We start from the raw sequence: 26,689 nt of genomic DNA on the forward strand, positions 1-26,689 counted from the left end.
GCCGATGGCCGACGTCTCCGCCACCCAGGCCCGCCCCGGCACGAGCGCCGGTGAAGCGCTGGCGCCGGCCGGGCTGCCGCTCTGGCTGCTCGCCGAATTGACCTACCGCTGCCCGCTGCAATGCCCGTACTGCTCGAACCCGCTCGATTTCGCACGCCAGGGCGAGGAACTGAGCACGGCCGACTGGGCGCGCGTGATGGGCGAGGCGCGCGCGCTGGGCGCCGCGCAGATCGGTTTCTCGGGCGGCGAGCCGCTGGTGCGCGAGGACCTGCCCGAGCTCGTGGCCGAGGCGCGCCGGCTCGGTTTCTACACCAACCTGATCACCTCGGGCATCGGGCTTACCGAGGCGAAGCTCGACGCGTTCGAGCGCGCCGGGCTCGACCATATCCAGATCAGCTTCCAGTCGAGCGACGAGCAAGTCAACAACCTGCTGGCGGGCTCCGACAAGGCGTTTGCGCAGAAGCTCGCGATGGCGCGCGCGGTCAAGGCGCGCGGCTATCCGATGGTGCTGAACTTCGTCACGCATCGCCACAACATCGACCACATCGACCGCATCATCGAGCTCTGCATCGCGCTCGAGGCCGATTTCGTCGAGCTGGCCACCTGCCAGTTCTACGGCTGGGCGTTCCTGAACCGCGAGGCGCTGCTGCCCACGCGCGAGCAGCTCGCGCGCGCCGAGCGCATCACCAACGACTACCGCGATCGGCTCGCCGCCGCGAACCATCCGTGCAAGCTGATCTTCGTCACCCCCGACTACTACGAAGAGCGGCCCAAGGCCTGCATGAGCGGCTGGGGCAGCATTTTCCTGACCGTCACGCCGGACGGCACGGCGCTGCCGTGCCATGGCGCGCGCCAGCTGCCGATCGCGTTTCCCAACGTGCGCGAGCACGACCTGCGCCACATCTGGTACGACTCGTTCGGCTTCAACCGCTTTCGCGGCGACGGCTGGATGCCCGAGCCGTGCCGCTCGTGCGACGAGAAGCCGAAGGACTTCGGCGGCTGCCGCTGCCAGGCCTACCTGCTGACCGGCGACGCGGCGAACGCCGACCCGGTGTGCAGCAAGTCGCCCTATCACCCGGTGATCCTGCGCGCGCGCGACGCAGCCGTGCCGGCCCGGCCCACCGTTTCCACCACGCATCCGCTGATCTTCCGCAATGCCAGAGAATCCCGCCGACTCAAGCCTTGAGCCCGTCCGCGACCACGGCGCGCCGCTCACGGCCGCAGCCGCCGTCGCCGCCGGCCGCGACTTCATCGAACTGAGCGCCGGCCCGTCCGGCGTGTTCTGGACCGAATACGACCCCGCCGACGCGATGTGCCGGATCTGGCGTGCGCGCCACGGCTCGATCGAGCGCGTGAGCCCGGACGGCTTCAGCGCGCGCGGGCGCGTCTACGAGTACGGCGGCGGGGCGTTCTGCGTGGCGGGCGACTGGGTGGCGTTCGTCAACGAGCGCGACCAGCGCATCTACCGCTTCTCCCCCGGCAGCGCCGCCGCGCCCGAGCCGCTGAGCGCCGAGGGTTTGCGCTACGGCGACCTGCGCGCCTCGCACGGGCGGATCCTGGCCGTGGAGCAGGACGGCGAGACGCACCGGCTCGTGTCGATCGGCCTGCACGACGGCAGGCGCGAGCTGCTCGCCGAGGGCGCCGATTTCTACGCGTCGCCGGTATCGAGCGCCGACGGTGCGCGGCTCGCCTGGATCGAATGGCAGCATCCGCACCAGCCGTGGACGGCCACCCAGCTCGTGCTGCGCGAGACCGGGCCGGACGGGCGGCCGGCCGCGCCGCGCGTGGTGGCCGGGGCGGCGCACGACGAGGCGCTGCAGCAGCCGGCCTTCGATCGCGACGGCCGGCTGGTCTGCCTGGGCGATCGCGGCAACTTCTGGCAGCCGTGGCGGCTCGAGGGCGAGCGCTTGGTGCCCTTGCCGGCCGCGGCCGGCGACCATGCCGCCGCGCCGTGGCAGCTCGGCGCCCGCAGCTGGCTGCCGCTCGACGACGGCACCGTGTTCGCGAGCTGGTTCGACGAGGGCTGGGGCCGGCTCGGCGTCTACGCGGCCGACGGCACGCTCACGCCGCTCGCGCCCGGCTACACCCTGTTTCACCATCTCGCCGCCGACGCGACGCATCTGTACTGCGTGGCCGCCTCGCCCAACTGCCCGGCCGCGATCCTCGCGATCGACCGGCGCGATCATCGCGTCAGCGTGCTGCGGGAGGTGGCCGCGTCGATTCCGGCCGAGCGCATCACGCAGCCGCGCGCGCTGCGCTTCCCGAGCGGCGACGGCCAGGCCTATGGCTACCTGTACCTGCCCGATGCGGCGACCGAGGCCGGCGCGGGCGAGCCGCCGCCGGTGATCGTGTTCGCGCACGGCGGCCCGACCGCGGCGCTGTATCCGGTGTTCAGCCCGCGCCACGAGTACTGGGTGCAGCGCGGCTTCGCGATCGTGCTGCTCAACTATCGCGGCAGCACCGGCTATGGCCGCGCGTTCCGGCAGGCGCTGCACCTGGCCTGGGGCGTGGCCGACGTCGACGACGCCTGCGCCGTGGTCGCCCACCTGGCCGGGCAGGGCCTCGTCGATGCGCGGCGCGCGTTCATCCGCGGCGGCAGCGCGGGCGGCTTTACCGTGCTCAACGCGCTGGCGTTGCGCGACGTGTTCCGTGGCGGCGCGAGCCTCTACGGCGTCAGCGACCCGTTGCAGCTCGACGCCCATACCCACAAGTTCGAGGCACGCTACCTGCGCTGGCTGATCGGCGATCCGGTGGCCGACCGAGAGCGCTATCTGGCGCGCACGCCGCTCGCGCATGCCGATGCGATCCGCGCGCCGGTGATCTTCTTCCAGGGCGAGCTCGACGTCGTGGTGACGCCGGACCAGACGCGCAGCATGGTCGCCGCGCTCAAGGCCAACGGCGTGCCCAACGAGGTCCATTACTACGCCGACGAGCGGCACGGCTTTCGCCACGCCGCGAACCAGGCCCATGCGCTCGAAGCCGAGTACGCGTTCTACCGGCGCATCCTGGACGGGGAAATCTGACCGGAGCGGAGGCGGCCGCGATCCCGGGCGATCCGGCCTGGGCGCGCGGCGCCGCCGCCATGAAAAAAGGCTGCCCGGGGGCAGCCTTTCGCGTCGGCGCAATTCGGCCGGGCGCGATGCTCAGAAGCGGTGACGCAGGCCCAGGTTGACGATCGTCTGCGAATTCGTGCCGGCGTAGCCATACGAACCGATCGATGCCTGCGCCGCGACCGCGCCGCCGGCGCCGTCGCTCGTCGTGCCGCTGGCGTGCTGGTAAGCCGCCGTCAGGTAGACGTCGGTGCGCTTGGACAGCGTGTAGTCCGCGCCCAGCGAGGCCTGGTGGTAGGTGGCCGAGGTGTCGCCGCCCGACTTCGTGTAGCTGTAGCCCACGCCCACCAGCAGGGCCGGCGTCGCCTGGTAGTTCAGGAAGCCCTGCCCGGTGTTGTAGTGCTCGTTGCGGCCGAACAGCGAGGCGCCGTCGCGGCGGTATTGCGCATTGCTGTAGCCCGCGCCGAGCGTGAACGCGCCGAACGCGTACTGGCCTGCCACGCGAGCGATGCCGAGCGAGTGGGCCGTCTGGTAGCCGAGGTTGATCGGGCCGTCGAACGTGCCGCCCGAGGTGCTGGTCCAGGTCGCGCGGCCTGCCGGGCCGGCTGCGCTGGCGGCCGAGTTGGCCGCGTAGAAGTAGCCGCCGGCCACGCTCAGCGGGCCGCCGTTGTATGCCACTGCCGCCGAGTACGACTGACCCGCGCTGGTCGTGCCTGCCACGCCGCCGAACGAGTACATCGCCTCGAACTGCACGCCGCCGAACACCGGCGAGGTGTACTTGACCGCGTTGTCGACACGGAAGCTGTTGTCGTAGTTGTCGACGTCGCCGGCCGTCGCGAATGTGCTGCCGAAGTAGTTGTCGGCCGTGATCGGCTGGATCAGGTCGATCAGCGGATCGTACTGACGGCCCAGCGTGACGGTGCCGAGGCGGTCGCTGGCCAGACCGACGAAAGCCTGACGGCCGAATTCGCGGTTGCCCTGCCCCAGCTTGCCCGTGCTCGGATCGAAGCCGTTTTCCAATTGGAAGATCGCCTTCAGCCCGCCGCCGAGGTCTTCGCTACCCTTGATGCCCCAGCGCGAACCGGCCAGGTTGCCGGCGCTGCTGTTGCCGAGCAGCCACGAGTTCTTGGCGCCGTCGGCGTGGTTGACGTACGTCAGCGACGTATCGATCACGCCGTACAACGTCACGCTCGATTGCGCGTGTGCGGAACCCATCGCCGCGAGCGTCGCCAGGGAAACGATCGTCAATGCGCTGCGTTTCATGTCTGCCATCTCCTGTTAACAGTGCTGTTGCGTGTGGTGGTTATGGAGCGATACGGAGACTAACCAGGCAGATTGGCTTCGGAAAAGTGAAATTCAGTCTTGTATCTAAAACAATACAAACGGATTACGCCAAATGCCGCGTGGCGAAAGCCGAATTCTTGTTCGATCCGATTGGAATAATCGAAAATCAGGGATGAATCGTCGATTTTTTTCTCGCGTCGGAAACAATGCTGCCCAAAGCTCGAGCGGCAAGCGTGGGTACGGCGATTGCTGAAGATCGTGCAATGATTATTTAACCAAATCGGATGAGTAAAAATACTCGATGAATGCTAGTGTTCCCGCGCTCGTCCTCACACGCTGGTGGGTAGACGGACGAGTTCACGCTTGAGCGGCCTCGGCCGCTCTTTTTTGTCTTTTGTATTTCGATTTACGCAATTCATTGTTTTGAATTTGAATCGATATCCACGCTAACGCCTGTCGGGTCTTGCGCCTCGCCGCCTGTCGGAGGGCCGCGGCGGCGGCCCCCGGACGCGATGTGTCTATCCAGGCGTGTGCGAAAGTGTCAGCCCGAGTGTCAGCCCAAGTGTCAGCCCGAAGCGGCATGACAGTCCGCCGGCGCGCTCACGCAGGCGTGCCTGTCGCGCACCGCGGCGCGCGCGAATAATCATCGCGTTGCCCGGCCGTTCACGGCTGCCGGCAAGCGTAGTCGCCTGCCGCCCGCGCGTTGTCTGCGTGCCGTTTCGCTCCTGATCGAAGATTGCCACGATGTCCGTCACCACGCTGTCGAATCTCGGCGTCGCCTTTGCCGTCTGTCTGGTCGGCACGGCGTCGCCCGGCCCCGCGAACCTGTCGATCGCGAACGCGTCGATGCACTACGGCCGCAAGCCCGGCCTGGCGATGGCGGCCGGCGTGATGAGCGGCTCGCTCTGCTGGGGCGTGACGGCGGCGGCCGGCATGTCGGCGCTGCTGGCCACCTACCGGCAATGGCTGATCGGCCTCAAGGTGCTCGGCGCGCTTTATCTGCTGTGGCTAGCCTTCAAGGCGGTGCGCGGCGCCGGTGCGTCGCGCGAGCCGCTCGCGGCGGCCGCGCCGGCGCGGCGCGAGCGGCTTGGCCGGTTCTACCTGCAGGGGCTCGGCATCCACCTGACCAACCCGAAGGCGATTCTCACCTGGCTGACCGTCACGTCGCTGGGGCTGTCGCCGCATGCGCCGGCCTGGGCGAGCTTCGTGCTGGTGGGCTGCTGCGCGCTGCTCGGCGCCGGCGTGTTCGCCGGCTACGCGCTGGCGTTCTCGGCGCGCGCGGCCGGCCCGTTGTTCGCCCGCACGCGCAAGGCGTTCGGACTGTTCTGCGGCGGTTTCTACTGCCTGATCGCGGCCGGCTTCATCCGCTCGCTGCGCTCCTGAGGCCGCGGCGGCGCGCCCGGCGTCGATGAACGAGGCTGCCCGCGGGCAGCCTTGCCGTCGGGCCGGGACGGCCGGCTCAGAACGTGTGGCGCATGCCGAGGTTCACGATGGTCTGCGAACTCGTGCCGGCATAGCCATACGAACCGATCGAGGCCTGCGCCGCTGCCGTGCCGCCCGCGCCGTCGCTCGTAGTGCCGCTCGCGTGCTGGTACGCGGCGATCACATAGAGCGCGGTGCGCTGGGACAGCGAATAGGTCCCGCCCAGTGACACCTGGTGATAGGTGGCCGAGCTGTCGCCGCCCGACTTCGTGTAGCTGTAGCCCACCCCCATCACGATCGACGGGCTCGCCTGGTAGTTCACGAAGCCCTGCGCGGTATCGTAGTGCTCGTTCTCGCCGAACCGCGAGGCGCCGTCGCGCCGGTATTGCGCGTTGCTGTAGCCGGCGCCCAGCGTGAACCGGCCGAACAGGTAGCGGCCCGCCACGCGCGCGATGCCGAGCGAGTGCGCGCTGCGGTAGCCGAGGTTGATCGGGCCGTCGAAGGTGCCGTCGGAACTGCTCGACCAGCCGTCGCGCGGGCCGAAGTCGCTCGCGGCATTGGTCGCGTGGTAGTAGCCGCCCGCCAGGCTCAGCGGGCCGCCGCTGTAGACCATCGCCGCCGAGTACGATTGCCCCGAGCCCATGGAGCCTGCCACGCCGCCGAACGAATACATGATCGCGAAGCGCACGCCGTCGAGCACGGGCGAGGTGTACTTGACCGAGCGGTCGACATGGAAGCTGTCGTCGTAGTTGTCGACGTCGCCGGCCGTCGCGAACGCGCCGCCGAACACGCTGTCCTCGGTGATCGGCTGGATCAGGTCGGTCAGCGGATCGTACTGGCGGCCCAGCGTGACGCCGCCGAGGCGCTCGTGCGCGAGGCCGACGAAGGCTTGCCGGCCGAATTCCCGGCCGCCCTGGCCGAGCTTGCCGTTGCTCGGATCGAAGCCGCTTTCCAACTGGAAGACCGCCGTCAGGCCGCCGCCGAGCGCCTCGCTGCCCTTGATGCCCCATTGCGAGCCGCCCAGGTTGCCGGTGCTGCTGTTGCCGACCAGCCAGGCATTCTTGTCGCCCGCGCCGTGGCTGAGATAGGTCAGCGAGGTATCGATCAAGCCATAGAGCGTCACGCTCGATTGCGCATGCGCGGACCCCGTGATCGCGAGCGACGCCAGCGAGAGGATCGTCAAGGCACTACGTTTCATGTCATTTTCTCCCTGTTGAGACCTGCTTGAATCGGACCCCGAGCGAAGCGCCGCGCGCCGCCCGGCATGGCGGCGCTGATAAGCATTGCGCGATCCGCTGGTTGGGCACGCCGCGGCGATTGCGATCCGGACATGGCGGCTTGCTCGCCGACCGGGTCGAAGGGCGCGCGCGTGAGCCGGGTACGCGCTTACGGCGGGTACCCGGGCATCGGCATCACCCTCTTGAGCTTGGCTGTCGGCGACCGTCGGGAGCGGCGCCGCCGATCCTGGCGGATTCCGTCCGGATGGCTGGGGCGCGTCGCGAATCAGGGCGCAAGAATGCGGAAGAATCTGGAGGCCGAACGATAGGCGGGCTCCATTGGAACACCAGGCCGCGCGTTGCGACATGACGCATCGCAAGCCCCTGCGGGCGCGGTTCCCATGCCGTGACGCGACAAGGTTGCGCATGCAACCTTGCTTTTGGGGCGGCCGTCGCGCTGCGGCCGCTGCGGGAAATCACGAGCGGGCTCGGCGGCCAGAACGGGCGAGGTCCGGCACGCGCGCGCACGTCGCGCGGCCGCTGCCCTCTCGCTAACCCCTACGCGTTGCTACGTAGCGCGGATACGTAGTTGTCCGCTTGTAAGCTCGATAGCGAAAGCGAACAATATGCGGCAGTGTTGTGCTGTGGTAAACGGCGCACTCACGCCCAGCCTGTTCGCGCGGCCGCCCGCCGCGACGATACCGACAATAGCCAGGAGACACCATGAATCGGGCTTCCGCAACCTTGCTCTGGATCGCGGTCGCGCTGCTCGGCGCGTTCGCGTTCGGCACGATCGCGCTCGCGCACGGCGAGCGCGTCAGCGCGCTGTGGATCGTGATCGCCGCGGTCTGCGTCTATCTGATCGCCTATCGCTTCTACAGCCGCTTCATCGCGAACCATGTGCTGCAGCTCGACGGGCAGCGCATGACGCCCGCGGTCAAGTACAACGACGGTCTCGACTACGTGCCCACCAACCGCTTCGTGCTGTTCGGCCATCACTTCGCCGCGATCGCCGGCGCGGGGCCGCTGGTCGGGCCGGTGCTCGCCGCGCAGATGGGCTTCACGCCCGGCATGCTGTGGATCCTGGCCGGCGTGGTGTTCGCCGGCGCGGTGCAGGACTTCATCGTGCTGTTCGTCTCGACGCGCCGCGACGGCCGCTCGCTCGGCGATCTGGTGAAGATGGAGCTCGGCACGGTGCCGGGCGTGATCGCGCTGTTCGGCGCGTTCCTGATCATGGTGATCATCCTCGCGGTGCTCGCGCTGATCGTCGTGAAGGCGCTGACCAATTCGCCGTGGGGCACCTTCACGGTGGCCGCGACGATCCCGATCGCGATCCTGATGGGCGTCTATACGCGCTACATCCGCCCGGGCCGCATCGGCGAGGTGTCGATCATCGGCTTCGTGCTGCTGATGGCCTCGATCGCCTACGGCCAGCACGTTCACGATTCGCCGGCGCTGGCCGCCTGGTTCACGTTTACCGGCACGCAGCTGACCTGGATCCTGATCGGCTACGGCTTCGTCGCCTCGGTGCTGCCGGTGTGGCTGCTGCTCGCGCCGCGCGATTACCTGTCCACCTTCCTGAAGGTCGGCACCATCGTCGGCCTGGCGATCGGCATCCTGGTGGTGGCGCCGGAGCTGAAGATGCCGTCGCTGACGAAGTTCGTCGACGGCAGCGGCCCGGTATGGGCCGGCAACCTGTTCCCGTTCCTGTTCATCACGATCGCGTGCGGCGCCGTGTCGGGCTTCCATGCGCTGATCTCGTCGGGCACCACGCCCAAGCTGCTCGACAACGAAAGGAACGCGCGCTTCATCGGCTACGGCGCGATGCTGATGGAATCGTTCGTCGCGATCATGGCGCTGGTGGCCGCCTGCGTGATCGAGCCGGGCATCTACTTCGCGATGAACGCGCCGGCGGCCGTGCTCGGCTCGACGCCCGAGGCGGTCGCGCAGACCGTCACGCAATGGGGCTTCATGCTGACGCCCGACATGCTCACGCAGACCGCGCAGGCGGTGGGCGAGACCACCATCATCGCGCGCGCCGGCGGCGCGCCCACGCTGGCGGTGGGCATGGCGCAGATCCTGCACCAGGTGATCGGCGGCCCGGCGATGATGGCGTTCTGGTATCACTTCGCGATCCTGTTCGAGGCGCTGTTCATCCTGACGGCCGTGGACGCCGGCACGCGCGCGGGCCGCTTCATGCTGCAGGACCTGCTCGGCACCTTCCACCCGGCGCTCAAGCGCACCGAGTCGCTGCCGGCCAACCTCGTCGCCACCGCGCTCTGCGTGGCCGCCTGGGGCTACTTCCTCTATCAGGGCGTGGTCGATCCGCTCGGCGGCATCAACACGCTCTGGCCGCTGTTCGGGATTTCTAACCAGATGCTCGCGGCGATCGCGCTGATGCTCGGCACCGTGGTGCTGTTCAAGATGAAGCGCGAGCGCTACGCCTGGGTGACGCTCGTGCCCACCGTCTGGCTGCTGATCTGCACGCTCACGGCCGGCTGGCAGAAGATCTTCGACGCCAACCCGAAGATCGGCTTCCTCTCGCACGCGGCGAAGCTGCAGGCGGCCGTGGACGGCGGCAAGGTGCTCGCGCCGGCCAAGTCGCTCGGGCAGATGCAGCGGATCATCTTCAACGATCATGTCGACGCCGCGCTGGCGGGCCTCTTCATGTTCGTGGTGGCGAGCATTGCCGTGTACGGCGTGCTGGCCGTGCTGCGCGCGCGCCGCACCGCGCAGCCGACCACGCGCGAGACGCCCTATGAGCCGATGCCGGCCGGCCAGGCGCTCGGCAGCGGGCGCTGAGCGGGGCCATGGCGATGTTGACCGATCTCGGCGACGAACTGCGCACGGCGGGCCGCTATCTCGGGCAGGCCTTCCGGCTGATGGTGGGCGTGCCCGATTACGACACCTACGTCGCGCACATGCGGCAGACGCACCCCGAACGCGAGCCGATGAGCTACGAGCAGTTCTTTCGCGAGCGGCAGGCCGCGCGCTACGGCAGCGGCGCGGGGAAATGCTGCTGAGACGAGGCGCGGCGCGCCGCCGCCGCTGATGCCGGCCGGCGCCATGCCGGCGCTCGGGCGCTTGGCGGCCTACTGGCGCGCCGCCGGCGCGCTGGCCGCGCTCGGCGCAACGCTGCACGCCGAATTGCCCTGCCTGCGCGCGCTCGGCACGGGCGAGCTACCCGACGTGCGGCAGCTGAACATGTCGGGCGCCGTGCGCCAGCGGCGCCGGCAGCCCGATGCGGCGGGCCGGCTTCACCCCCTGGCGTTCGCTTCGATCGACCACGACGGCACGGCACGCCTGAAGGCGGCGCGGCTCGGCGGATCGACGCCGGCCTGAACGCGCGGATCGGGCCTGTGGCTCCCGGCACGCGGGCGCGGCCCGGCGGCGGTCAAGCCCGATCAGCGTAGCTTCCAGGCATTGCGCGAGGCGGCTTCGACGTGGCCTTCCTGCCAGATCTGCGCGAGCCGGCTGCCGTTGCGGTACGGGTTCGGACGCCGCGCGAAATAATCGGACACGCCTTGCCGGTAGGCGCCGTACAGCGTCAGCGGCGGTTCGTCGATGCCGATGCCGTAAGCCCGCGCGGGCGCTGCGGCGCGCGATTCGGTGATCAGCATCTCGCCGTCGATTTCGTCGATGGCGGTGAAATGCAGCATGGGATGCGCGACGCCTGCGATGTCCATGTGGAACTCCACGTGCGTGGTATGGCGGGATTGCAGGGGATCAAGCAAGAACGGTGCCAAACAAAATTCCCTTTGAAATCAAAGAGAAGCGTGGGCAGGAAGGCAGGCGCGGCCCGAATGTTACGTAACGTGACGCGGGCTGGCGGTGACACGGGCCCGCGCCGCGCGGGCCGCGGGCCGGGGCGCGTGCCGCTCACAGCACGCCGCAGGCCCGCAGCAGCACGAACCAGGCGGCGCCCGCCGCGATCAGCAGCAGCGCGTTCACGCGCGTCTTCATGACCAGCACCGTCGAGGCCAGCGCGGTCGCGATCGCGATCCAGCCGCCGTCGAGCCCGCGGATCAGCGTATCGACGGCCGCGAGGATCAGCCCGGCCGCCACCGGCCGCAAGCCTGCCTGCAGCGCACGCTGCCACGGCGCGTCGCGGTGCCGCGAGGTCATGTGCGTGATCGCGATCATCAGGAACGCGGTGGGGCCGAACAGCGCGAGCGTGGCTACCAGCGCGCCCGCCACCCCGCCCACCTGGAAGCCCACCAGCGTCGCGAGCAGCGAGCCGGGGCCGGGCGCGAGCCGCGCGATCGCGAAATCGTTGACGAACTGCGTGTGCGTCATCCAGTGGTGGACGTCCACCACCTGCCGCTGCATGTCGGCGATGATGGTCTGGCCGCCGCCGACCGTGGCGACCGACAGCGGCGCGAACAGGGCCGCGAGTGCGGCAAGGGTGCGCGACATGGCGGGCGTGCTCAGTGATCGGCGCCGGCGCGCGCGGGGCGGCGCCCGAGCAGCCAGTATTCGTAGGCGACGTTGAGCACGCCGGCCGTCAGCACGGTCCACAGCACCGGCACCCGGAACACGGCGACGGCCGCGAAGGTGCCCGCGAACACGGCATAGGGCACCACGCGGCGCGGCAGGCGGCGCGCCGCGGTGATCGCCATCGACAGCGACAGCCCGATCGCCGCAGCCGCCGCGCCGGCCAGCGCGAGGTGGGCGAGCGCGAAGCGCGTGATCGACGAGAACAGCACGCCGAGCAGCACGATGGCGACTGCCGGCGGGAAGATGATGCCGCAGAAGCCGGCTGTCGCGCCGCGCCAGCCGAGCAGCCGGTAGCCGATCCAGATCGCGAGGTTCTTCACGTTCACGCCGGGCAGCGCCTGCGACAGCGCGAGGCCGTCGAGGAATTCGGCCTCGGACAGCCAGCGGCGCTGGTGAACGAACTCGCGCAGGAACCAGCCGCTCAGGCCGCCGCCGAAGCTGCTCAGGCCGATGCGGGCGAAGATCAGGAACAGGCCGAGCACGGTCGGCCGCTGCGGGGCGGGGCAGGTCCGGGTCATCGGGGTCCGTGGGTGCGAAGGCGCGCGGGCGCGTCGGCCGACGATAGCACCGTGGCCGGCGCAGCGGCAATCGGCGGCCCGCGGCCGCGCGTCAGCGCGCGTTACGACGCGGCGCCTTGCGCCAGGATGCCATGGCCGTCGCCGGCCCTTTTCACGGCGAGCTTGCCGTTCCCGGCGGTGAGACTGCCGCCGTGCGCACGGTGCGCGCTCGCGCGGCGGCCGGTCGAGGCGTGCGCCGTTCCCCGCAAGCCTCGTTCGCGGCGGGAACCGGGCGGCGGGCGGCGCCGCGCAGAAAGCACGAGGGCGCTGCGGACCGTGGGCCCGGAGCGCCCCTGTCACTTGCCGCGCAGGCGGTGAAGGCGGGCGACGCGCGCCCGCCGGTCAGACCGCGCTGGCGGTCTTCGCCGGCTTCTGCAGCTTGCCCTTGCCGGCCACCTTGATCTCTTCGAGCTTGATCTCGACGTGGCGCGAGAACACGTATTCGGCCGGACGCTGCTTGTCGATCGGGATGTCCGGGGCGAACGCGCCTTCCGTCTTGATGCCCTTGCGGCTCACGCGCAGCGCCTTGAGCGGATGCGAGATGGTGTCCATCACGGCGGTGGCCTCGAAGCCGCAGTGGACCATGCAGTCCGCGCACTTCTCGTAGTTGCCCACGCCGTAGTTGTCCCACTCGGTGGTTTCCATCAGCTCCTTGAAGGTCTTCACGTAACCCTCGCCGACCAGATAGCACGGCTTCTGCCAGCCGAACACGGTGCGTGCCGGGTTGCCCCACGGCGTGCATTTGTAGCTCTGGTTGCCGGCCAGGAAGTCGAGGAACAGCGACGACTGGCTGAACGACCAGCGCTTGCCGCCTTCGCCGCGCTTGAGGATCTCGCGGAACAGGTTCTTGGTCTTGTCGCGGTTCAGGAAGTGCTGCTGGTCCGGCGCGCGCTCGTAGGCATAGCCCGGCGAGACGGTGATGCCGTCCACGCCGATCGGCTTGAGCGTGTCGAAGAACTTCGCCACGCGCTCGGGGATCGCGTCGTTGAACAGCGTGCAGTTGATGTTGACGCGGAAGCCGCGACGCTTCGCTTCCTTGATGGCGGCAACCGCCTTCTCGTAGACGCCTTCCTGCGAGACCGAGTGATCGTGCATCTGCTGGTCGCCGTCGAGGTGCACCGACCAGACGAAGTACGGGCTCGGCTGGTAGTCGTCCATCTTCTTTTCCATCAGCAGCGCGTTCGTGCAGAGATACACGAATTTCTTGCGCTTCATGATGCCCTTGACGATTTCCGGCATGTCACGGTGCAGCAGCGGCTCGCCGCCGGCGATCGACACCACCGGCGCGCCGCACTCGTCGACGGCCTGCAGGCATTCCTCGACCGACAGGCGCTGGTTCAGGATCGGGTCCGGATAATCGATCTTCCCGCAGCCGTTGCAGGCGAGATTGCAACGGAACAGCGGCTCGAGCATCAGCGCGAGCGGGTAGCGTTTATTGCCGGACAGGTGGTTGCGCATGATGTATGCGCCCACACGGACTTGCTGGAGCAGCGGAATAGACAAGAGATGTCCTCCTTAAACTTCGCGGGCGACAGCTTGCATGAGCTTCGCCGGCAACTTGAATTCGACTTTTTCCTCGCGGCCCGCCATCGTGACGACCTCCACGGGGCCCAGGGCGCGCAGCGCGCCGATCACGTCCTCGACCATTTCCTCGGGCGCGGACGCGCCCGCGGTCAGGCCGACCGTGTGCGCGCCGTTGAACCATTCGGCGCGGATCTCGGAGCCGTCGGCGACGAGATAGCTCGGCACGCCGCTTTCGGTGCCGATCTCGCGCAGGCGGTTCGAGTTGGAACTGTTGGTCGCGCCCACCACGACCAGCACGTCCACCTGGCCGCTCAGCTCGCGCACGGCGGCCTGGCGGTTCTGGGTGGCGTAGCAGATATCGCGCGTGTCGGGGCCGACGATGTCGGTGAAGCGGCGCGTCAGCGCCTCGATGATGCCGCGCGTATCGTCCACCGACAACGTGGTTTGCGTGACGTAGGCGATCGGCGTCTGCGCCGGAAGTTCCAGCGTCTCGACCTCGGCCTCGCTCTGCACCAGGATCACTTCGCCGGGAATTTGCCCGATCGTGCCTTCCACCTCCGGATGGCCGGCATGGCCGATCAGGATCAGGCGGCGCCCGGCCGACACGTACTGCCGCCCCTGCACGTGCACCTTCGTGACGAGCGGGCAGGTGGCGTCGAGCACGTCCAGGCCGCGGGCCTGCGCGTCCTGCTCGACGGCCTGGGCCACGCCGTGCGCGCTGAAGATCGCCACGGCGCCGTGCGGCACCTCGTGCAGCTCCTCGACGAATTTCGCTCCCTTGTTCCGCAGATTGTCTACCACGTGGCGATTGTGGACGATTTCGTGCCGGACGTAGACGGGCGCGCCATGCTGCTGCAGCGCCCGATCGACGATCTCGATGGCACGGACCACGCCCGCACAGAAGCCACGGGGTTGGGCAAGAATGACTCGCATACAGGGCGAACTCCGACGACAACGCGGGGTTCGAGAGAGCCGGCCGGCTCGATCGCCCCAACTTGATGTTTATCAATGCCGGATCGGAACTTGCCGGCATCCAAAATTAATCGCGCATTTTAACGCTATCGGCTTGTTCGTGCTTTTCCCACCGCCAATCCGTGGCGGCATCCGCGCTGGCCTGCGCCGCGACTGCTGCCGCGGAACCCGGCTACACTACGCGGTTTTGAACGCGTCCGGCGGCCGATCGGGCTTGCGCCGGCTCACAGGCGGACTGCATGGAAGTCGAATCGATTGGTTTGTCCCCGAATCTCACGGCCGAACAGGCGGCCGGCGTCGTCACGAGGGAGCGCGCATGACGCTTGCAATCGTGTTCGGCCTGTCGTGCCTGTCCCTGATTATCTGGTGCGTGCTGCTGTTCGCGCGCGGCGGCTTCTGGCGCGCGCGCCCGGCCGCCCCGCTGCCGGACGAGGCGCGCGGCGCGGCCGCGGCCGACGGCTGGCCGGCGGTGGTGGTGGTGGTGCCGGCGCGCAACGAGGCGGACGTGATCGGCGCGGCCGTCACGTCGCTGCTGCGGCAGGACTATCGCGGCGCGCTGCACGTGATCGTGGTGGACGATCACAGCACCGACGGCACGGCCGATGCCGCGCGCGCGGCGGCGCTGGCCGCCCGGCATGCCGAACGGCTCACGGTGCTCGCCGCGCAGCCGCTGCCGCCCGGCTGGTCGGGCAAGGTCTGGGCGCAGTCGCAGGGCATCGCCGCGGTACGCACGCGCGCGCTGCCGGCCGACTACCTGCTGCTGACCGACGCCGACATTGGCCATCCGGCCGACGCGGTGACCCAGCTCGTCACGCGCGCCCAGGCCGAAGGCCGCGATCTGGTGTCGCTGATGGTGCGGCTGCGCTGCGATTCGTTCTGGGAGAAGGCGCTGATTCCGGCTTTCGTGTTCTTCTTCGCCAAGCTCTACCCGTTCTCGTGGATCAACGACACGCGCAGCAAGACGGCCGGCGCGGCCGGCGGCTGCATGCTGGTGCGGCGCGCGGCGCTGGAGGAGGCGGGCGGGATCGAGTCGATCCGCGGCGCGCTGATCGACGATTGCAGCCTGGCCGCCAGGATCAAGTTCCGCGGCGGCCGGCATCACCCGATCCGGCTCGATCTCGCCGAGCGCAGCGTGTCGCTGCGCCCGTATGACAGCTGGCGCGACATCTGGAACATGATCGCGCGCACCGCGTTCACGCAGCTGCGCTATTCGCCGCTGCTGCTGGCCGGCACGCTGCTCGGCATGTCGATCGTCTATCTGCTGCCGCCGCTGGCCGCGCTGGCCTATGGCGCGCGCGCGTGGCCGGCCTGGCTCGCGTGGGCGGCGATGAGCGCGTCCTACGCGCCGATGCTGGCCTACTACCGGCGCTCGCTGCTGTGGGCGCCCGCGCTGCCGCTCGTCGCGCTGTTCTACAACGGCGCGACGTTCGCGTCCGCGTGGCGCTACTGGCGCGGCAAGGGCGGACAATGGAAGGCGCGCGTGCAGGCGCCGGTGGAGCGCTGAACGCGGGCGCGCGCCGCTGCGCCTGGCCGAATGAAAAAACGGCACACGGTTGCGCACCGTGTGCCGTTTCTGTTTTGGCGCGCTGCCGCTCGCGCTTGGGCGTTCGCGCAGGCTATTGCGTGAGCAGCATGTACATCTGGATCACGGTGTCGGGCGAGAACGTGAACGGCACCCAGCCGTAACCGGTGTGACGCGCCACCAGCAGGCGGTCGCCGTTCGACTGCTTCTGCACCGCCATCATCGGATTGCGGGTCGAGACGAAGCGCCAGCCGGACGGCAGGCCGTGCGGCTGCTCGAGCGTCATCGAGGCGCGCGCGTGAGCGAGTTCCTCGATCAGCTGGCTCAGCTGCTGCGGCGACAGCGGAATCTCGCGCTCGCCGATCGCCAGCGTCAGCGTATCCTGCGAGGGGCGGGAGACGAGCAGCCGGGGTGCCGCGCCCGTGTCGGACTTCGTGTCGGGCTTCGTTTCGGGCGGCGCCTCGGGCTTCGTTTCGGGCTTCGTCTCGCGCTGCACGCCGGATGCGGCCTCGGCGGCGGACCGTTCGAGCGCGGCTTCCTTCTCGATGGCCTCGCGCAGCGCTTGTTCGGCGGCCGCCTTGTCGGAGGCGGCGCGCTCGGCGAGCAGTTCGGCCGCGGCCTTGTCGTCGGCGGCAAGCGATGCCGCCGTCTGGGCGGCCGAGCGTTCGGCTTCGAGCTGCTCGGCGGCCTCGGCCAGCGCGGCGCGCTCGGCACGGATCTGGGCGGCCAGCGAATCGGCCGCCTCGCGGTCGCGGGCGGCGCGCTCGGCGGCTTCGATGGCGGCCTCGCGCGCGGCGTTCGCCTCGCGGCGCGCGGTGTCGGCCGCCTCGAGATCGGCGGCGGCCTGTCGGGCCGCGGCGTCGGCCGCCGCGCGCTCGGCTGCGGCTTGCTGGGTTGCGGCTTCGGCGGCTTGGCGCTCGGCGGCGGCTTGCTGGGTTGCGGCCTCGGCGGCTTGGCGCTCGGCTGCGGCTTGCTGGGTTGCGGCCTCGGCGGCTTGGCGCTCGGCGGCGGCTTGCTGGATCGCAGCTTCGGCGGCTTCGCGTTCCGCCGCGGCCTGTGCCGCCGCGGCTTGCGCGGCTTGGCGCTCGGCCGTGGTGCCGGCCGCGAGTGCCTCGGCGGCGGTCTTGTCGGTCAGGGCCTGGGCGGCGGCCGATTCGGCCGCGGCCTGCACCGTGCGCATCTGCTCGTGAAGGGTTTCGGTAGCCGCGCGATCGGCGGCGGCCTGGGCAGCGGCCTGTTCTATGGCGGCGCGTTCTGCGGAAATCTGTTCGGCGGCCGCGCGTGCGGCGTTCGCCTCGTCGGTGGCGGCCTGGGCGGCGGCCTGCTCGGCGGCGGCTTTGTCGATCGCGGCCTTCGCGGCTCCCGCTACCGTGCGCGCGGTATGGATGAGCTGATCGATGCCCGTGCCGAGTGCGTCGATCTGATCGTTCAGGTTCATGCGTGCCTTCTCTACGTAAGACCCGCGATTCTACCCGTTGCGCCGTTCGCGGTTCGGGTCCCGCGTGTAACAAAGTGCTGGCCGGGCGCAGGAATCGGCGCCCGCGCGTTACCCGATCGCAGGCGGGCCGCGTGCTGCCTCGGTGCCATGGCGGCAAGCCGGTGCCGGAATTCATGCCCCGCGCAGCGCCGCCGCGCGCGGACCCGGTCGCCCGAAGCGGGCGCTCGCATCCGTGGGCCGTGCAGCGGCTCGGGCGGGGCCGCCCCGCGCCCGCCGCCGCGTTCAGCGCGTCAGATAGCCGGCCTCGCGGAACCAGTCGAGCGCATCGCGCAGGCCGTCGCGGTAGGGCCGCGCGCGGTAGCCGAGCTCGCGCTCGGCCTTCGCCGACGTGAAGTACATCTTGTTCTTCGACATCTTCAGCCCGTCGACGGTCACGAACGGCTCGCGCTTCGTGAACTTCGCCACCGCCTCGGCCGCGACCGCGAGCGGGTAGAGCGGCCAGCGCGGCAGCGCGACGGTGGGCGGTTTGCGGCCGACCATCGCGGCGATGTCGGCCAGCATCTGCTGCAGCGGCAGGTTCTCGCCGCCGAGGATGTAGCGCTCGCCGATGCGGCCTTTCTCGAGCGCGAGGAAATGGCCGTGCGCGACGTCGTCGACGTGGACCAGGTTCAGGCCCGTATCGACGAACGCCGGAATCTTGCCGGTGGCGGCCTCGACGATGATGCGTCCGGTGGGCGTCGGCTTCACGTCGCGCGGGCCGATCGGCGTGGACGGGTTGACGATCACGGCGGGCAGGCCGTCCTCGGCGATCATGCGCTCCACCGCGCGCTCGGCCAGCACCTTGCTGCGCTTGTAGACGCCGATCGCCTGCTCGGCCGCGAGCGGCGAGGTCTCGTCGGTGGAGTTGCCGGAATTCGTCACCTTCAGCGTGGCGACGCTGCTGGTGTAGACGATGCGCTCGACGCCCTCGGCGAGCGCCGCGCGCATCGTGGCCACGGCGCCTTCCAGGTTGGCGCGCTCGATTTCGTGCGGATCGGGTGCCCAGAGCCGGTAGTCGGCGGCCACGTGCAGCAGATGGCGCACCCCGCGCAGTGCCTGGCGCATCGACGCCTCGTCGCGCATGTCGCCCGTGACGACCTCGGCGTCGAGGCCGGCGAGGTTGGTGCGCGGGCTCGTGGCGCGCACCAGCACGCGCAGCGCATAACCGTGCGCCTGCGCGATGCGTGCCACGGCGGAGCCGACGAAGCCGGACGCGCCGGTGACGAGTACGAGATCGCGTTGTGTGTCTGTCATGCCGTTCCTCGGGGCCGCGCGCGGCTCGGGCGCGCGGCGGTTGTGCGTGATGCGCGATTGTACGTGCAGCCGGCCGCGGCCGCGGCGCCCGCGCGCGCTGCGCCGCGCGGCGGGCGGGCCGACTACAATGCGGGGCTCTGAGGCTTCCGGATGGGGACGGACATGGGCGGCAAGGATCTCGACGAACGGATCGAAACGATCTACGTGCGCGTGCGCGGCGTCGTGCAGGGCGTGGGCTTCCGGCACGCGACCGTGCGCGAGGCGCACGCGCTCAGGCTGCGCGGCTGGGTGGCCAATCTCGAGGACGGTTCCGTCGAGGCGATGATCCAGGGCCCGGGGCCGCAGATCGACCGTATGCTGGCGTGGCTGCGGCACGGGCCGCCGGCCGCGCGCGTGAGCGAGGTCGAATTCGAGGAGCGCCAGACCGACAAGCGCTTCGAGCGTTTCCAGCAGCATTGAGGCGGCGCGGCAGATGATTCACGATCATCCGGACGCGCAGCGCGGCGTCACGCTGTCGGTCGCGGCGTCCGCGCTGTTCGCGCTGCTGTCGGTCTACGCGAAGCTGCTCGCGCCGCTCACCGGCCTCGACATCTTCGCCTGGCGCATCGTCTGGACGCTGCCGGGCGCGCTGCTGCTGGTCGCGATGCGCGGCCGCTTCGGCGAGCTGGCCGGCTTCGTGCGGCGCGTGTGCGGCACGCGCCGCCTCGCGCTCGCGGTCGGCGCCGGGGCGGCCATGCTCGGCGTGCAGCTGTGGTTGTTCCTGTGGGCCCCGCTGCACGGGCGCATGCTCGAGGTGTCGCTCGGCTATTTCCTGATGCCGCTCACGATGGTGCTGGTGGGCCGCTTCGTCTATCGCGAGTCGCTGTCGCTGCTGCAGTGGGGCTCGATCGCCTGCGCGGCGGCCGGCGTGGCGCACGAGGTGTGGGTCACGCGTGCGTTCGCGTGGCCGACGCTGGTGGTCGCGCTCGGTTATCCGCCTTACTTCATGCTGCGCCGTCGCATCGAGGTCGAGCCGCTCACGCTGTTCGCGGTCGAGATGATCGCGCTGCTGCCGGTGGCGCTCGTCACGCTCGCGGCGCTCGGCACGCCGGTGGGCGGCCACCCGGTGCTCTGGGCGCTCTGGCTGCCGGGGCTCGGGGTGCTCAGCACGCTCGCGCTCGGCTGCTACCTGAAGGCGAGCCGGATGCTGCCGATGGCGCTGTTCGGCATCCTCGGCTACGTCGAGCCGGTGCTGATCGTGGCGGCCGCCGTGCTGCTGCTCGGCGAATCGCTGAGCATGCAGCAGCTCGGCACCTACGGCCCGATCTGGCTCGCCGTCGCGCTGACGGCATGGCACAGCTATCTGCGGATGCGCCGCGTGCGCGCCTGAGCCTTTGCGCCTGCGCTTTCGCCGGCTGCCGCAGCCGGCGCTCCCGGCAAGTTCCAGGCGCGTGGCGCGAAACATGGCGCGCGCCGGCCGATCCCGCCGGGGCGCGTCGGTTGCGCCGGCCGCGCGCCGACCGTTGCCTGACAAGGCTTTCAGTCATCGGCGGGAAGAATTGGTTGCACTTTGTTACTTAGGGTATGCCCTTAGCGGCGATTAGACTTTCCGGACCGTCGAACTTTCGTATGCGGCTTCCAGATGAACGGTCCAGTTCTCGCTTCAGCGCTGCGGCGCGCGCGATACAGGCATACGTGTATCGCCGCGCGGCCCGCGCTCCCGGCATTGCCCTGCGCCCTTCCCCCCGCCGTCACGCCGCTTGCGCGTGAGGCGCGTCCCCTGCTGCGTCGAGCGCCGCCGCATCGGCCGCAGCGCCGCCCCGGAGCGCCGTCATGGCGGTAACGAGCGCGCGCGCATCGGCGCCGCCGCGTTCGGGCCGTCTGATCGAAATCGACTTCTTCCGCGGGATCGTGCTGCTGATGATCGTCGTCGACCACATCGGCGGCAGCCTCGTCTCCAAGGTCACGCTGCATGCGTTCGCGCTTTGCGACGCAGCCGAGGTGTTCGTGTTCCTCGGCGGCTTCGCGGCCGCGAGCGCGTTCCTCGCGATGTCCGAGCGGCATGGCGCCGATGCCGCGCGGCGCCGCTTCGTGCGCCGCGCAGTGCAGATCTACCGCGCGTTCCTCGCCACCACCACGCTGATGCTGGTGGTCTCGGCCGTGCTCGACCACTACGGCATCGATTCGCCCAACATGGCGCTCGACGACGTCAGCCTGATGCTGGCCGCGCCGCTCACGGGCCTGGTGGAGGTGCTGACGTTCCAGCGCCAGCCCTACCTCGCCTCGGTGCTGCCGATGTACGTGCTGTTCGCGCTCGCGACGCCGGCCATCGTGCCGCTCGCGCGGCGGCATCCCGCTTGGCTGTGCGCGGCGAGCCTCGCGTCGTGGTTCGCCTCGGGCTGGCTCGGCACGCAACTGCTCGACACGCCCTCGTTCAAGTGGAGCTTCAACCCGTTCGCGTGGCAGCTGATGTTCGTGCTCGGCGCGCTGGCACGCTGCCAGCCGATCTATCGTGGCGTGGCGTCGCGCCCGCACGGCGCCGTGCTGACCGGCGTCGCGCTCGGCATCGTGGCGATCTGCGCCTACTACAAGCTGTTCTCGGGGCTGCCGCTGCCCGAGGGCGTGCTCAAGCGCGACCTGGCCTGGCCGCGCATCGTCAGCTTCATCGCGATCGCCTGGCTGATGGCGGATCTGGTGCGCCATGGCTGGGTCGGCCGGATCGCGCGCGCGGTGCGGCCGGTGGTGGCCGTCGGACAGCGCGGGCTGGTCTGCTACGTGGTGGGCACCGCGATTTCGCTGACGCTCGATTCGCTGCTGCATCGCGCCTCGATGAGTCCGCACTTCTCGCCGATCGAGATCGGCTTCGCGGCCGACACGATCGCGCTCGGCGGGCTGCTGATGCTGGCCAGTTCGGGCGGCTGGTGGGCGCGGCTGCGGCGCGCGCCGGCATAGCGGGGGCGGCTGGGCCGCGATGAACGAACGGCGCGTGCGAGGCGCGCCGTTTGCATGGGCGGCAGGCGGCGCCGTGGGCCGATGTCGCGCGACCCTTGCGAAGAGAGAAGACCGCCCGCGCGGGCTAGGAAGGTGAGCGGATACGGGAGCCCGCGGCGGGCGTGTCGTCGGGTTCGTCGCGGCGCTCGCCGGCCGTATCCGGCTCGTCGTCGTCGCGCGCGAGTTCGGCATCCGCCTCGGCGGCCTGGCGTGCCGCGCGCAGCGCCGTGCAATGCTGCGCGCGACGGATGTCGGCCAGCTGGCGCACCAGCCGCATCGTCCTCTTGTTCATCTCGCTCTCCGGCATCACCCGACCTCGGGCTGCCTTCAGTGTAGGACGCGCGTGCGCGCTTCGCCGGCCGAATGTGGCGCGCAAGCCGCGCGCCAAGGGATTTCACTGAGCCGCGGCGCTGGCCTGCAGGCCGTTGGCGTCGCCGCGCGCGGCGTTCACGCTCTCGTGGTGCGCGCGCGAGAGCCGGCTCATCAGCGGCAGCAGCAGGCAGGACACGATCGTGCCGGCCACGGCCACCCAGCCGAGCATCGTGAACAGGTGGACGTAGAGCGGCAGCGAGGCGGTGGCGGGCAGGTCGTGCGAGGGCATCTGCGCGAGGTTTGCGACCACGCTGCCCAGATACTGCGAAATGCCGGTCGCGACGAAGTAGGCGCCCATCATGAAGCCGCTCATGCGCGCCGGCACGTAGCGCGCGATCATCGCGAGGCCGAGGCCGCTCACCAGCAGTTCGCCGAGCGAGTAGAGGCCGTAGCCGCCCACCATGAACCACGACGAGACGCGCCCGTCCACCGCGAAGCGCCCGCTCGCGGCGAACACGAAGAAGCCGGCCGCCACCACGGCGAAGCCGAGCGCGTACTTGACCGCCACCGGCACGTTGATGCCGCGGTTCGCGAGGCCGTTGTAGATCAGCACCAGCAGCGGGCTCAGCAGCATGATCCAGATCGGGTTGAGCGCCTGGAACTGTCCCGCGCTCCAGGTGAACAGCGTGGTGCCGAACAGCGTGAAGTCCGGATCGACGTTGCGGAATGCGAACAGCGTGAGCGAGGTCGACATCTGCTGATAGAAGATGAAGAACAGGATCACCTGGGCGATCAGCACCAGCGCCGCGACCAGCCCGGCGCGCTCGGCGCGCTCCACCTTCGCGATCATGTAGACGAAGATCGCGAGCGCGATCGCGCCGGCCGTCCAGACCGCCGCCACGGCGAGCGCCTTGTGGCCGAGCAGGAACATGGTGGCGACGCCGAGCGCGATGCCGCCCGCCAGCACGCCCGCGGCGCGGCCCCAGCGAACCGGCGCGTCGTCGGGGCGCGAGCCGACATGGGCGAGCGTGCGATGCATCAGCAGGTAGTTGAGAATGCCGAGCACCATGCCCGCGCAGCAGACCGCGAACGCCGGGTGCCAGCCCCAGCGGTCCTTGATCCACGGCGTGACCAGCATCGACACGGTCGAGCCGATGTTGACCGCCATGTAGTAGATCGTGAACGCGCTGTCGAGGCGCGCGTCGTCGCCTTCGTAGATGCGGCGCACGAGGTTCGCGGCGTTGGCCTTGAAGAGGCCGTTGCCCACCACCATCACGCCGAGCGAGGCGTAGAGGAACTGCAGGTTGTCGTTCGGCAGCGCGAGCATCAGGTAGCCCGCGGCCAGCACCACCGCGCCGACGATCATGGTGCGCCGCGTGCCGAGCACGTGGTCGCCGATCCAGCCGCCGATCGCGGGCGACGCGTAGATCAGCGCGACGAACGCGCCCCAGGTCAGGTTCGCGTAGCTGTCGTCGAAGCCGAGCTTCTCGACCATGAACAGCACCATCAGCGCGACCATGCCGTAATAGCCGAAGCGCTCCCACATTTCGATCAGGAAGACCGTCGAGAACGAGCGGGTCTGGGATACCGGAGTTGAGACTGACATTGTTTTCCTCGATTGTTGGGGTGAGGGGCCGCGGCGCGAGGGACGGGGCGGCCGGTCTGGAATCATGCGCCGTCTGGGACCGGGCCTCAGCGTGCGCAAGGGCGGGCGAAGGCGGGCGGGGCGGTGCTTGCGTGGTGGCGGCGGCGCCTGCGCGGCGCGCGCGCGACGCATTCGGCGAAGGCGGCTGCGGCGGCACGATCGCGCGGCGCACGCAGGGGAACGGCAGCTTTCATTTCATACGACCAGCAAGGGCGGCCGGATAGGACCGCGTAAACGAGGAGAGCCGGCAGCAGCCGGTAGGCCGCGCGCCCGGCATGGCGACGGACCCGACCGGGCGCGAGCGCGTCGCGCGCCGGCGGGCGGCCGCGCGAACGGCGGCGCGACGCCGATCCGTCACGTCGGGCGATCCCGCAGCCCGCGGCGCGAGATCCGCCACCGCAGACCGCAATCTGCCGCCGGCGCGGCACGCTGCGACGCGCCGGGGCCCGGGCACGATTTTCCCTGTCGAGTCTGGCAAGATTACGGTTTGCCACGAGCAGTTCGCAGGTGCGCCGGAACCCGGACCATATTGCAGTTACCGGTCACGAAGACGAAGATTACGGCATATTAGTCAAACTTCGTTACTTTCCATCAAACTTTTTTTGACGACAAGATCCCGGCCTGTTATGGTTGCTTCCACTGAAAATACGCAGCCCCGCAACGCGGCGGTCGAGCTGGGCAGCAAGATCCGTGCGCTCAGGCAGCGGCTCAAGCGTACGCTCGACGAAACCGCGAGTGCCGCGGGCATTTCCAAGCCGTTCCTGTCGCAGGTCGAGCGCGGGCTGGCATCGCCGTCGATCACCTCGCTGGCCGGCATCGCGCAGGCGCTCGGCGTGAACGTGCAGTACTTCGTCGAGACGCCGAGCGAGGAGCGCTCGGTGTGCCGGGGCGAGCAGTTGCGTTTCTTCAGTTTTGCCGATTCGGCCAATCTGTTCGCACGGCTGACCAATGTGTCGGCCGGCCGGCAGCTCGAGGCGATCCTCGTGCGCATGCCGCCGGGACAGAAGCGCTCGGAAGTGACCACGCACGCGGGAGAGGAGTTCCTGTACGTGATCGAAGGGGAGGTATCGCTGACGCTGGAAGGCAAGACCTTCGTCGTGCAGGCCGGCGACAGTGCGCATTACTTGTCGACCACGCCGCATAGCTGGGTCAACACCGCCAAGCACGAATCGGTGGTGGTCTGGGTCGGCACGCCGCGCCTGTTCTAGAAAATCGGACCGCCCGCGCTCGCATGCAGCCGGCGGTTCACGCGACAACAATTCAGGATAGCTAACATGAACGGCAGCGCTCACGGACCGCCTCCGATTCACCGTCCATAACGACGATCACGCGACAACAACGCAGCCGTCCCGCGCGCTGCGCCGCGCTTTTCCCATCCATTTCATCCTGCCCTGCGCGTGTGCCGCCAGGCCGCGCGGGATTGCGCGCGCGCGGCCATGTCCGCGTCGCGGCGGTGGGGCGCGCGCCAATCCATCAGAGAGAGAACGTGTAGATGACCCAGATCAGAAACCTGTCGCCCGCATCGCTTGCGGTGCGCCTGGCGTATAGCCTGCCGGTGCTGGCCGGCATGGCGGCCGCGCCGGCCCTTGCCGACGAGCCGCCGGACGCGTCGCGCGCGCCCGCTCCTGCCGTTGCCGCGCAACCGCCCACCATGCCGCCCGCCGTGACCGGCACGGCGGCGAATCAGGCGGGCTCGCCCGTGCCGAGCCCGGACCTGTCGAGCCAGGCGAAGTCGCAGGGCTTCGTTCGCGACAGCCACTTGCAGCTGATGTTTCGCAACTACGCGGACCTGCTCGACGCCAAGGGCGGCCCGCATCGCCACGCCTGGGTCCAGGCGCTGATGGCGAACTTCGAGTCGGGCTACACGACGGGGCTGATCGGCTTCGGCGTGGACGCGTCGGCCTACGCGGCGCTGAAGCTCGACGGCGGCGCGGGCGGCGGCAACATGGTGCATGTGGCCGACGGCGGCGGCTCGAACCAGCTCGCCTGGGCCTATCCCGGCCTCTACGACGTGAAGGCGCGGATCTCGAACACCGTGATCAAGTACGGCCTGCAGATCGTCGACAACCCGTTCATGGAGCCGCACGACAATCGCGCGCTGCCGCCGACCTTTCTCGGCGCGACGATCGTCAGCAACGAGTTCCGCAACGTGATGCTCGAGGCCGGCAGCTTCACGAAGACCGACGCGCGCGGACGCTCCACGCTGATCGGCCTGCGCTCGCAATACGGCGGCACGCGCATCGATCGGCTGAGCTACGCCGGCGGCACCTGGGACTACATGCCGGGCGGCACGGTGGCGCTCTATGCGAATCAGGCCGAGAACGTCTGGAACCAGTACTACGCGTCGGTGCGGCAGAGCTTCGGCGTGCCCGCCGGCATCAAGTGGAGCGGCTTCGGCAACGTGTATTCGACGCACGACACCGGCGACGCACGGCAGGGCGGCATCGACAACCAGGCCTATAGCCTGTCGCTGGCCGCCCAGCACGGGCCGCATGAACTGCTGCTCGGCTACCAGCAGGTGCTCGGCAACCAGTTCTTCGATTACCTCGCCGAGACGAACGGCATCTTCCTTGCCGATTCGATGGACGTCGACTACAACGCGCCGCATGAAAAATCGCTGCAGCTGCGCTACACGTTCTACGGCAAGGACGGCGGCCTGCCCGGCTTCAAGGCGATGGTCTGGGCGCTGACGGGATGGGGCGCCGACGGCTCGGCGGGCGCGGCGCAGGACCCGACGCACGCGGGCATCTACTGGAAGGACGGCCTGCCGGTGCAGGGGCGCCACCACGAGTTCGGCTTCATCCCTTCCTACACGATCCAGGGCGGGCGCTTCAAGGACACCCGGATCACCTTCGTCGCGATGTGGCACGTGGGCTCGGCGCACTACTCGGACAGCACCAATCAGGAATACCGGCTGGTGGTCAATCTGCCGATGACGGTGTTCTGAGCGTCGGCGCAGAGGCGGGCCCGCGGGCCTCGGGCCGCG

The 26,689-nt window shown here is 69.6% G+C and carries 23 protein-coding genes; 12 read left to right on the forward strand and 11 right to left on the reverse strand.

Annotated elements, in window-relative coordinates:
• Positions 1-4: 4 nt before the first annotated feature.
• Together pqqE and KS03_RS03225 are read left to right on the forward strand one after the other, a co-directional pair.
• A complete protein-coding gene (gene pqqE, locus KS03_RS03220) occupies positions 5-1,186 on the forward strand; it encodes a pyrroloquinoline quinone biosynthesis protein PqqE (protein ID WP_015878205.1) in 1,182 nt (393 codons plus the stop codon).
• Positions 1,155-3,023, forward strand: coding sequence for an alpha/beta hydrolase family protein (locus KS03_RS03225; protein ID WP_015878204.1), 1,869 nt, complete (start codon positions 1,155-1,157; stop codon positions 3,021-3,023). Before pqqE ends, KS03_RS03225 begins: the two co-directional genes overlap by 32 nt.
• A gap of 120 nt (positions 3,024-3,143) precedes the next feature.
• Here the strand turns inward: KS03_RS03225 and KS03_RS03230 are convergent, their stop codons facing one another.
• Entirely contained in the window at positions 3,144-4,313 is a 1,170-nt protein-coding gene (locus KS03_RS03230) for a porin (RefSeq protein ID WP_015878203.1), read from the reverse strand.
• A 765-nt stretch (positions 4,314-5,078) separates the two neighbouring features.
• Here KS03_RS03230 and KS03_RS03235 point away from each other — a divergent pair.
• Complete coding sequence (locus KS03_RS03235) at positions 5,079-5,717, forward strand: LysE family translocator (protein ID WP_015878202.1); 639 nt, start codon at positions 5,079-5,081, stop codon at positions 5,715-5,717.
• Between the two features lie 76 nt (positions 5,718-5,793).
• On the opposite strand, the gene KS03_RS03240 is transcribed toward KS03_RS03235, so the two are convergent.
• Positions 5,794-6,954, reverse strand: coding sequence for a porin (locus tag KS03_RS03240; RefSeq protein WP_015878201.1), 1,161 nt, complete (start codon positions 6,952-6,954; stop codon positions 5,794-5,796).
• A 742-nt stretch (positions 6,955-7,696) separates the two neighbouring features.
• Here KS03_RS03240 and KS03_RS03245 point away from each other — a divergent pair.
• Genes KS03_RS03245 through KS03_RS03255 form a run of 3 tightly spaced genes read left to right on the forward strand, consistent with a single transcriptional unit; the run spans position 7,697 to position 10,315 of the window.
• On the forward strand, positions 7,697-9,775 hold the full coding sequence (locus KS03_RS03245) for a carbon starvation CstA family protein (protein ID WP_015878200.1): 2,079 nt from the start codon (positions 7,697-7,699) through the stop codon (positions 9,773-9,775).
• A gap of 14 nt (positions 9,776-9,789) precedes the next feature.
• Positions 9,790-9,996 (forward strand): YbdD/YjiX family protein, encoded by a 207-nt coding sequence (locus KS03_RS03250; RefSeq protein WP_015878199.1) that lies wholly within the window; start codon positions 9,790-9,792, stop codon positions 9,994-9,996.
• A 43-nt stretch (positions 9,997-10,039) separates the two neighbouring features.
• Positions 10,040-10,315, forward strand: a complete 276-nt coding sequence (locus KS03_RS03255) for a hypothetical protein (protein ID WP_127913875.1) — start codon at positions 10,040-10,042, stop codon at positions 10,313-10,315.
• A 62-nt stretch (positions 10,316-10,377) separates the two neighbouring features.
• On the opposite strand, the gene KS03_RS03260 is transcribed toward KS03_RS03255, so the two are convergent.
• From KS03_RS03260 to ispH, 5 genes are all read right to left on the reverse strand, one after another.
• Positions 10,378-10,659 (reverse strand): hypothetical protein, encoded by a 282-nt coding sequence (locus KS03_RS03260; protein ID WP_015878198.1) that lies wholly within the window; start codon positions 10,657-10,659, stop codon positions 10,378-10,380.
• A gap of 193 nt (positions 10,660-10,852) precedes the next feature.
• Positions 10,853-11,389: a chromate transporter gene (locus KS03_RS03265; protein ID WP_015878197.1), complete on the reverse strand. Its 537-nt coding sequence runs from the start codon at positions 11,387-11,389 to the stop codon at positions 10,853-10,855.
• Between the two features lie 11 nt (positions 11,390-11,400).
• Complete coding sequence (locus tag KS03_RS03270) at positions 11,401-11,988, reverse strand: chromate transporter (protein ID WP_015878196.1); 588 nt, start codon at positions 11,986-11,988, stop codon at positions 11,401-11,403.
• 381 nt (positions 11,989-12,369) lie between these two features.
• Positions 12,370-13,530 (reverse strand): adenosyl-hopene transferase HpnH, encoded by a 1,161-nt coding sequence (gene hpnH / locus KS03_RS03275; protein WP_015878195.1) that lies wholly within the window; start codon positions 13,528-13,530, stop codon positions 12,370-12,372.
• A gap of 12 nt (positions 13,531-13,542) precedes the next feature.
• Positions 13,543-14,484 carry a 4-hydroxy-3-methylbut-2-enyl diphosphate reductase gene (gene ispH / locus KS03_RS03280; protein WP_015878194.1) on the reverse strand — a complete coding sequence of 314 codons (942 nt, stop codon included), beginning with the start codon at positions 14,482-14,484 and terminating at the stop codon, positions 13,543-13,545.
• Positions 14,485-14,839: 355 nt separating this feature from the next.
• Here ispH and KS03_RS03285 point away from each other — a divergent pair, with 355 nt between their 5' ends.
• Complete coding sequence (locus KS03_RS03285; RefSeq protein ID WP_015878193.1) at positions 14,840-16,027, forward strand: glycosyltransferase; 1,188 nt, start codon at positions 14,840-14,842, stop codon at positions 16,025-16,027.
• A 112-nt stretch (positions 16,028-16,139) separates the two neighbouring features.
• Here KS03_RS03285 and KS03_RS03290 read toward each other — a convergent pair whose 3' ends face one another.
• Together KS03_RS03290 and hpnA are read right to left on the reverse strand one after the other, a co-directional pair.
• Entirely contained in the window at positions 16,140-17,483 is a 1,344-nt protein-coding gene (locus tag KS03_RS03290) for a hypothetical protein (RefSeq protein ID WP_015878192.1), read from the reverse strand.
• 282 nt (positions 17,484-17,765) lie between these two features.
• Positions 17,766-18,776 (reverse strand): hopanoid-associated sugar epimerase, encoded by a 1,011-nt coding sequence (gene hpnA / locus KS03_RS03295; RefSeq protein ID WP_015878191.1) that lies wholly within the window; start codon positions 18,774-18,776, stop codon positions 17,766-17,768.
• Between the two features lie 162 nt (positions 18,777-18,938).
• Here hpnA and KS03_RS03300 point away from each other — a divergent pair, with 162 nt between their 5' ends.
• From KS03_RS03300 to KS03_RS03310, 3 genes are all read left to right on the forward strand, one after another.
• Positions 18,939-19,235: an acylphosphatase gene (locus KS03_RS03300; RefSeq protein WP_015878190.1), complete on the forward strand. Its 297-nt coding sequence runs from the start codon at positions 18,939-18,941 to the stop codon at positions 19,233-19,235.
• Positions 19,236-19,248: 13 nt separating this feature from the next.
• Positions 19,249-20,145: an EamA family transporter RarD gene (gene rarD, locus KS03_RS03305; RefSeq protein WP_015878189.1), complete on the forward strand. Its 897-nt coding sequence runs from the start codon at positions 19,249-19,251 to the stop codon at positions 20,143-20,145.
• Between the two features lie 443 nt (positions 20,146-20,588).
• Positions 20,589-21,707 (forward strand): OpgC domain-containing protein, encoded by a 1,119-nt coding sequence (locus tag KS03_RS03310; RefSeq protein WP_015878188.1) that lies wholly within the window; start codon positions 20,589-20,591, stop codon positions 21,705-21,707.
• A gap of 124 nt (positions 21,708-21,831) precedes the next feature.
• Here KS03_RS03310 and KS03_RS03315 read toward each other — a convergent pair whose 3' ends face one another.
• Together KS03_RS03315 and KS03_RS03320 are read right to left on the reverse strand one after the other, a co-directional pair.
• Complete coding sequence (locus KS03_RS03315; protein ID WP_015878187.1) at positions 21,832-22,038, reverse strand: hypothetical protein; 207 nt, start codon at positions 22,036-22,038, stop codon at positions 21,832-21,834.
• 102 nt (positions 22,039-22,140) lie between these two features.
• Positions 22,141-23,664 (reverse strand): peptide MFS transporter, encoded by a 1,524-nt coding sequence (locus KS03_RS03320; RefSeq protein ID WP_015878186.1) that lies wholly within the window; start codon positions 23,662-23,664, stop codon positions 22,141-22,143.
• Between the two features lie 665 nt (positions 23,665-24,329).
• Between KS03_RS03320 and KS03_RS03325 the strand changes: the two genes are divergently transcribed.
• Positions 24,330-24,911, forward strand: a complete 582-nt coding sequence (locus KS03_RS03325) for a cupin domain-containing protein (protein WP_015878185.1) — start codon at positions 24,330-24,332, stop codon at positions 24,909-24,911.
• Between the two features lie 284 nt (positions 24,912-25,195).
• A complete protein-coding gene (locus tag KS03_RS03330; RefSeq protein ID WP_015878184.1) occupies positions 25,196-26,650 on the forward strand; it encodes an OprD family outer membrane porin in 1,455 nt (484 codons plus the stop codon).
• Positions 26,651-26,689: the final 39 nt, after the last annotated feature.

The sequence above is a fragment of the Burkholderia glumae LMG 2196 = ATCC 33617 genome (assembly GCF_000960995.1).
Taxonomy (GTDB): Bacteria; Pseudomonadota; Gammaproteobacteria; order Burkholderiales; family Burkholderiaceae; genus Burkholderia; species Burkholderia glumae.

Bases quoted from the DNA above. Each gene is read 5' to 3' on its own strand.
- hpnA (WP_015878191.1), bottom strand. From the start codon at position 18,776: ATGACAGACACACAACGCGATCTCGTACTCGTCACCGGCGCGTCCGGC.
- KS03_RS03255 (WP_127913875.1), top strand. From the start codon at position 10,040: ATGCCGGCGCTCGGGCGCTTGGCGGCCTACTGGCGCGCCGCCGGCGCG.
- KS03_RS03325 (WP_015878185.1), top strand. From the start codon at position 24,330: ATGGTTGCTTCCACTGAAAATACGCAGCCCCGCAACGCGGCGGTCGAG.
- KS03_RS03260 (WP_015878198.1), bottom strand. From the start codon at position 10,659: ATGGACATCGCAGGCGTCGCGCATCCCATGCTGCATTTCACCGCCATC.
- KS03_RS03225 (WP_015878204.1), top strand. From the start codon at position 1,155: ATGCCAGAGAATCCCGCCGACTCAAGCCTTGAGCCCGTCCGCGACCAC.
- KS03_RS03235 (WP_015878202.1), top strand. From the start codon at position 5,079: ATGTCCGTCACCACGCTGTCGAATCTCGGCGTCGCCTTTGCCGTCTGT.
- KS03_RS03250 (WP_015878199.1), top strand. From the start codon at position 9,790: ATGTTGACCGATCTCGGCGACGAACTGCGCACGGCGGGCCGCTATCTC.
- KS03_RS03285 (WP_015878193.1), top strand. From the start codon at position 14,840: ATGACGCTTGCAATCGTGTTCGGCCTGTCGTGCCTGTCCCTGATTATC.
- ispH (WP_015878194.1), bottom strand. From the start codon at position 14,484: ATGCGAGTCATTCTTGCCCAACCCCGTGGCTTCTGTGCGGGCGTGGTC.
- pqqE (WP_015878205.1), top strand. From the start codon at position 5: ATGGCCGACGTCTCCGCCACCCAGGCCCGCCCCGGCACGAGCGCCGGT.
- KS03_RS03300 (WP_015878190.1), top strand. From the start codon at position 18,939: ATGGGCGGCAAGGATCTCGACGAACGGATCGAAACGATCTACGTGCGC.
- KS03_RS03270 (WP_015878196.1), bottom strand. From the start codon at position 11,988: ATGACCCGGACCTGCCCCGCCCCGCAGCGGCCGACCGTGCTCGGCCTG.
- KS03_RS03245 (WP_015878200.1), top strand. From the start codon at position 7,697: ATGAATCGGGCTTCCGCAACCTTGCTCTGGATCGCGGTCGCGCTGCTC.
- KS03_RS03330 (WP_015878184.1), top strand. From the start codon at position 25,196: ATGACCCAGATCAGAAACCTGTCGCCCGCATCGCTTGCGGTGCGCCTG.
- KS03_RS03265 (WP_015878197.1), bottom strand. From the start codon at position 11,389: ATGTCGCGCACCCTTGCCGCACTCGCGGCCCTGTTCGCGCCGCTGTCG.
- KS03_RS03240 (WP_015878201.1), bottom strand. From the start codon at position 6,954: ATGAAACGTAGTGCCTTGACGATCCTCTCGCTGGCGTCGCTCGCGATC.
- KS03_RS03290 (WP_015878192.1), bottom strand. From the start codon at position 17,483: ATGAACCTGAACGATCAGATCGACGCACTCGGCACGGGCATCGATCAG.
- rarD (WP_015878189.1), top strand. From the start codon at position 19,249: ATGATTCACGATCATCCGGACGCGCAGCGCGGCGTCACGCTGTCGGTC.
- KS03_RS03230 (WP_015878203.1), bottom strand. From the start codon at position 4,313: ATGAAACGCAGCGCATTGACGATCGTTTCCCTGGCGACGCTCGCGGCG.
- KS03_RS03310 (WP_015878188.1), top strand. From the start codon at position 20,589: ATGGCGGTAACGAGCGCGCGCGCATCGGCGCCGCCGCGTTCGGGCCGT.
- KS03_RS03320 (WP_015878186.1), bottom strand. From the start codon at position 23,664: ATGTCAGTCTCAACTCCGGTATCCCAGACCCGCTCGTTCTCGACGGTC.
- KS03_RS03315 (WP_015878187.1), bottom strand. From the start codon at position 22,038: ATGAACAAGAGGACGATGCGGCTGGTGCGCCAGCTGGCCGACATCCGT.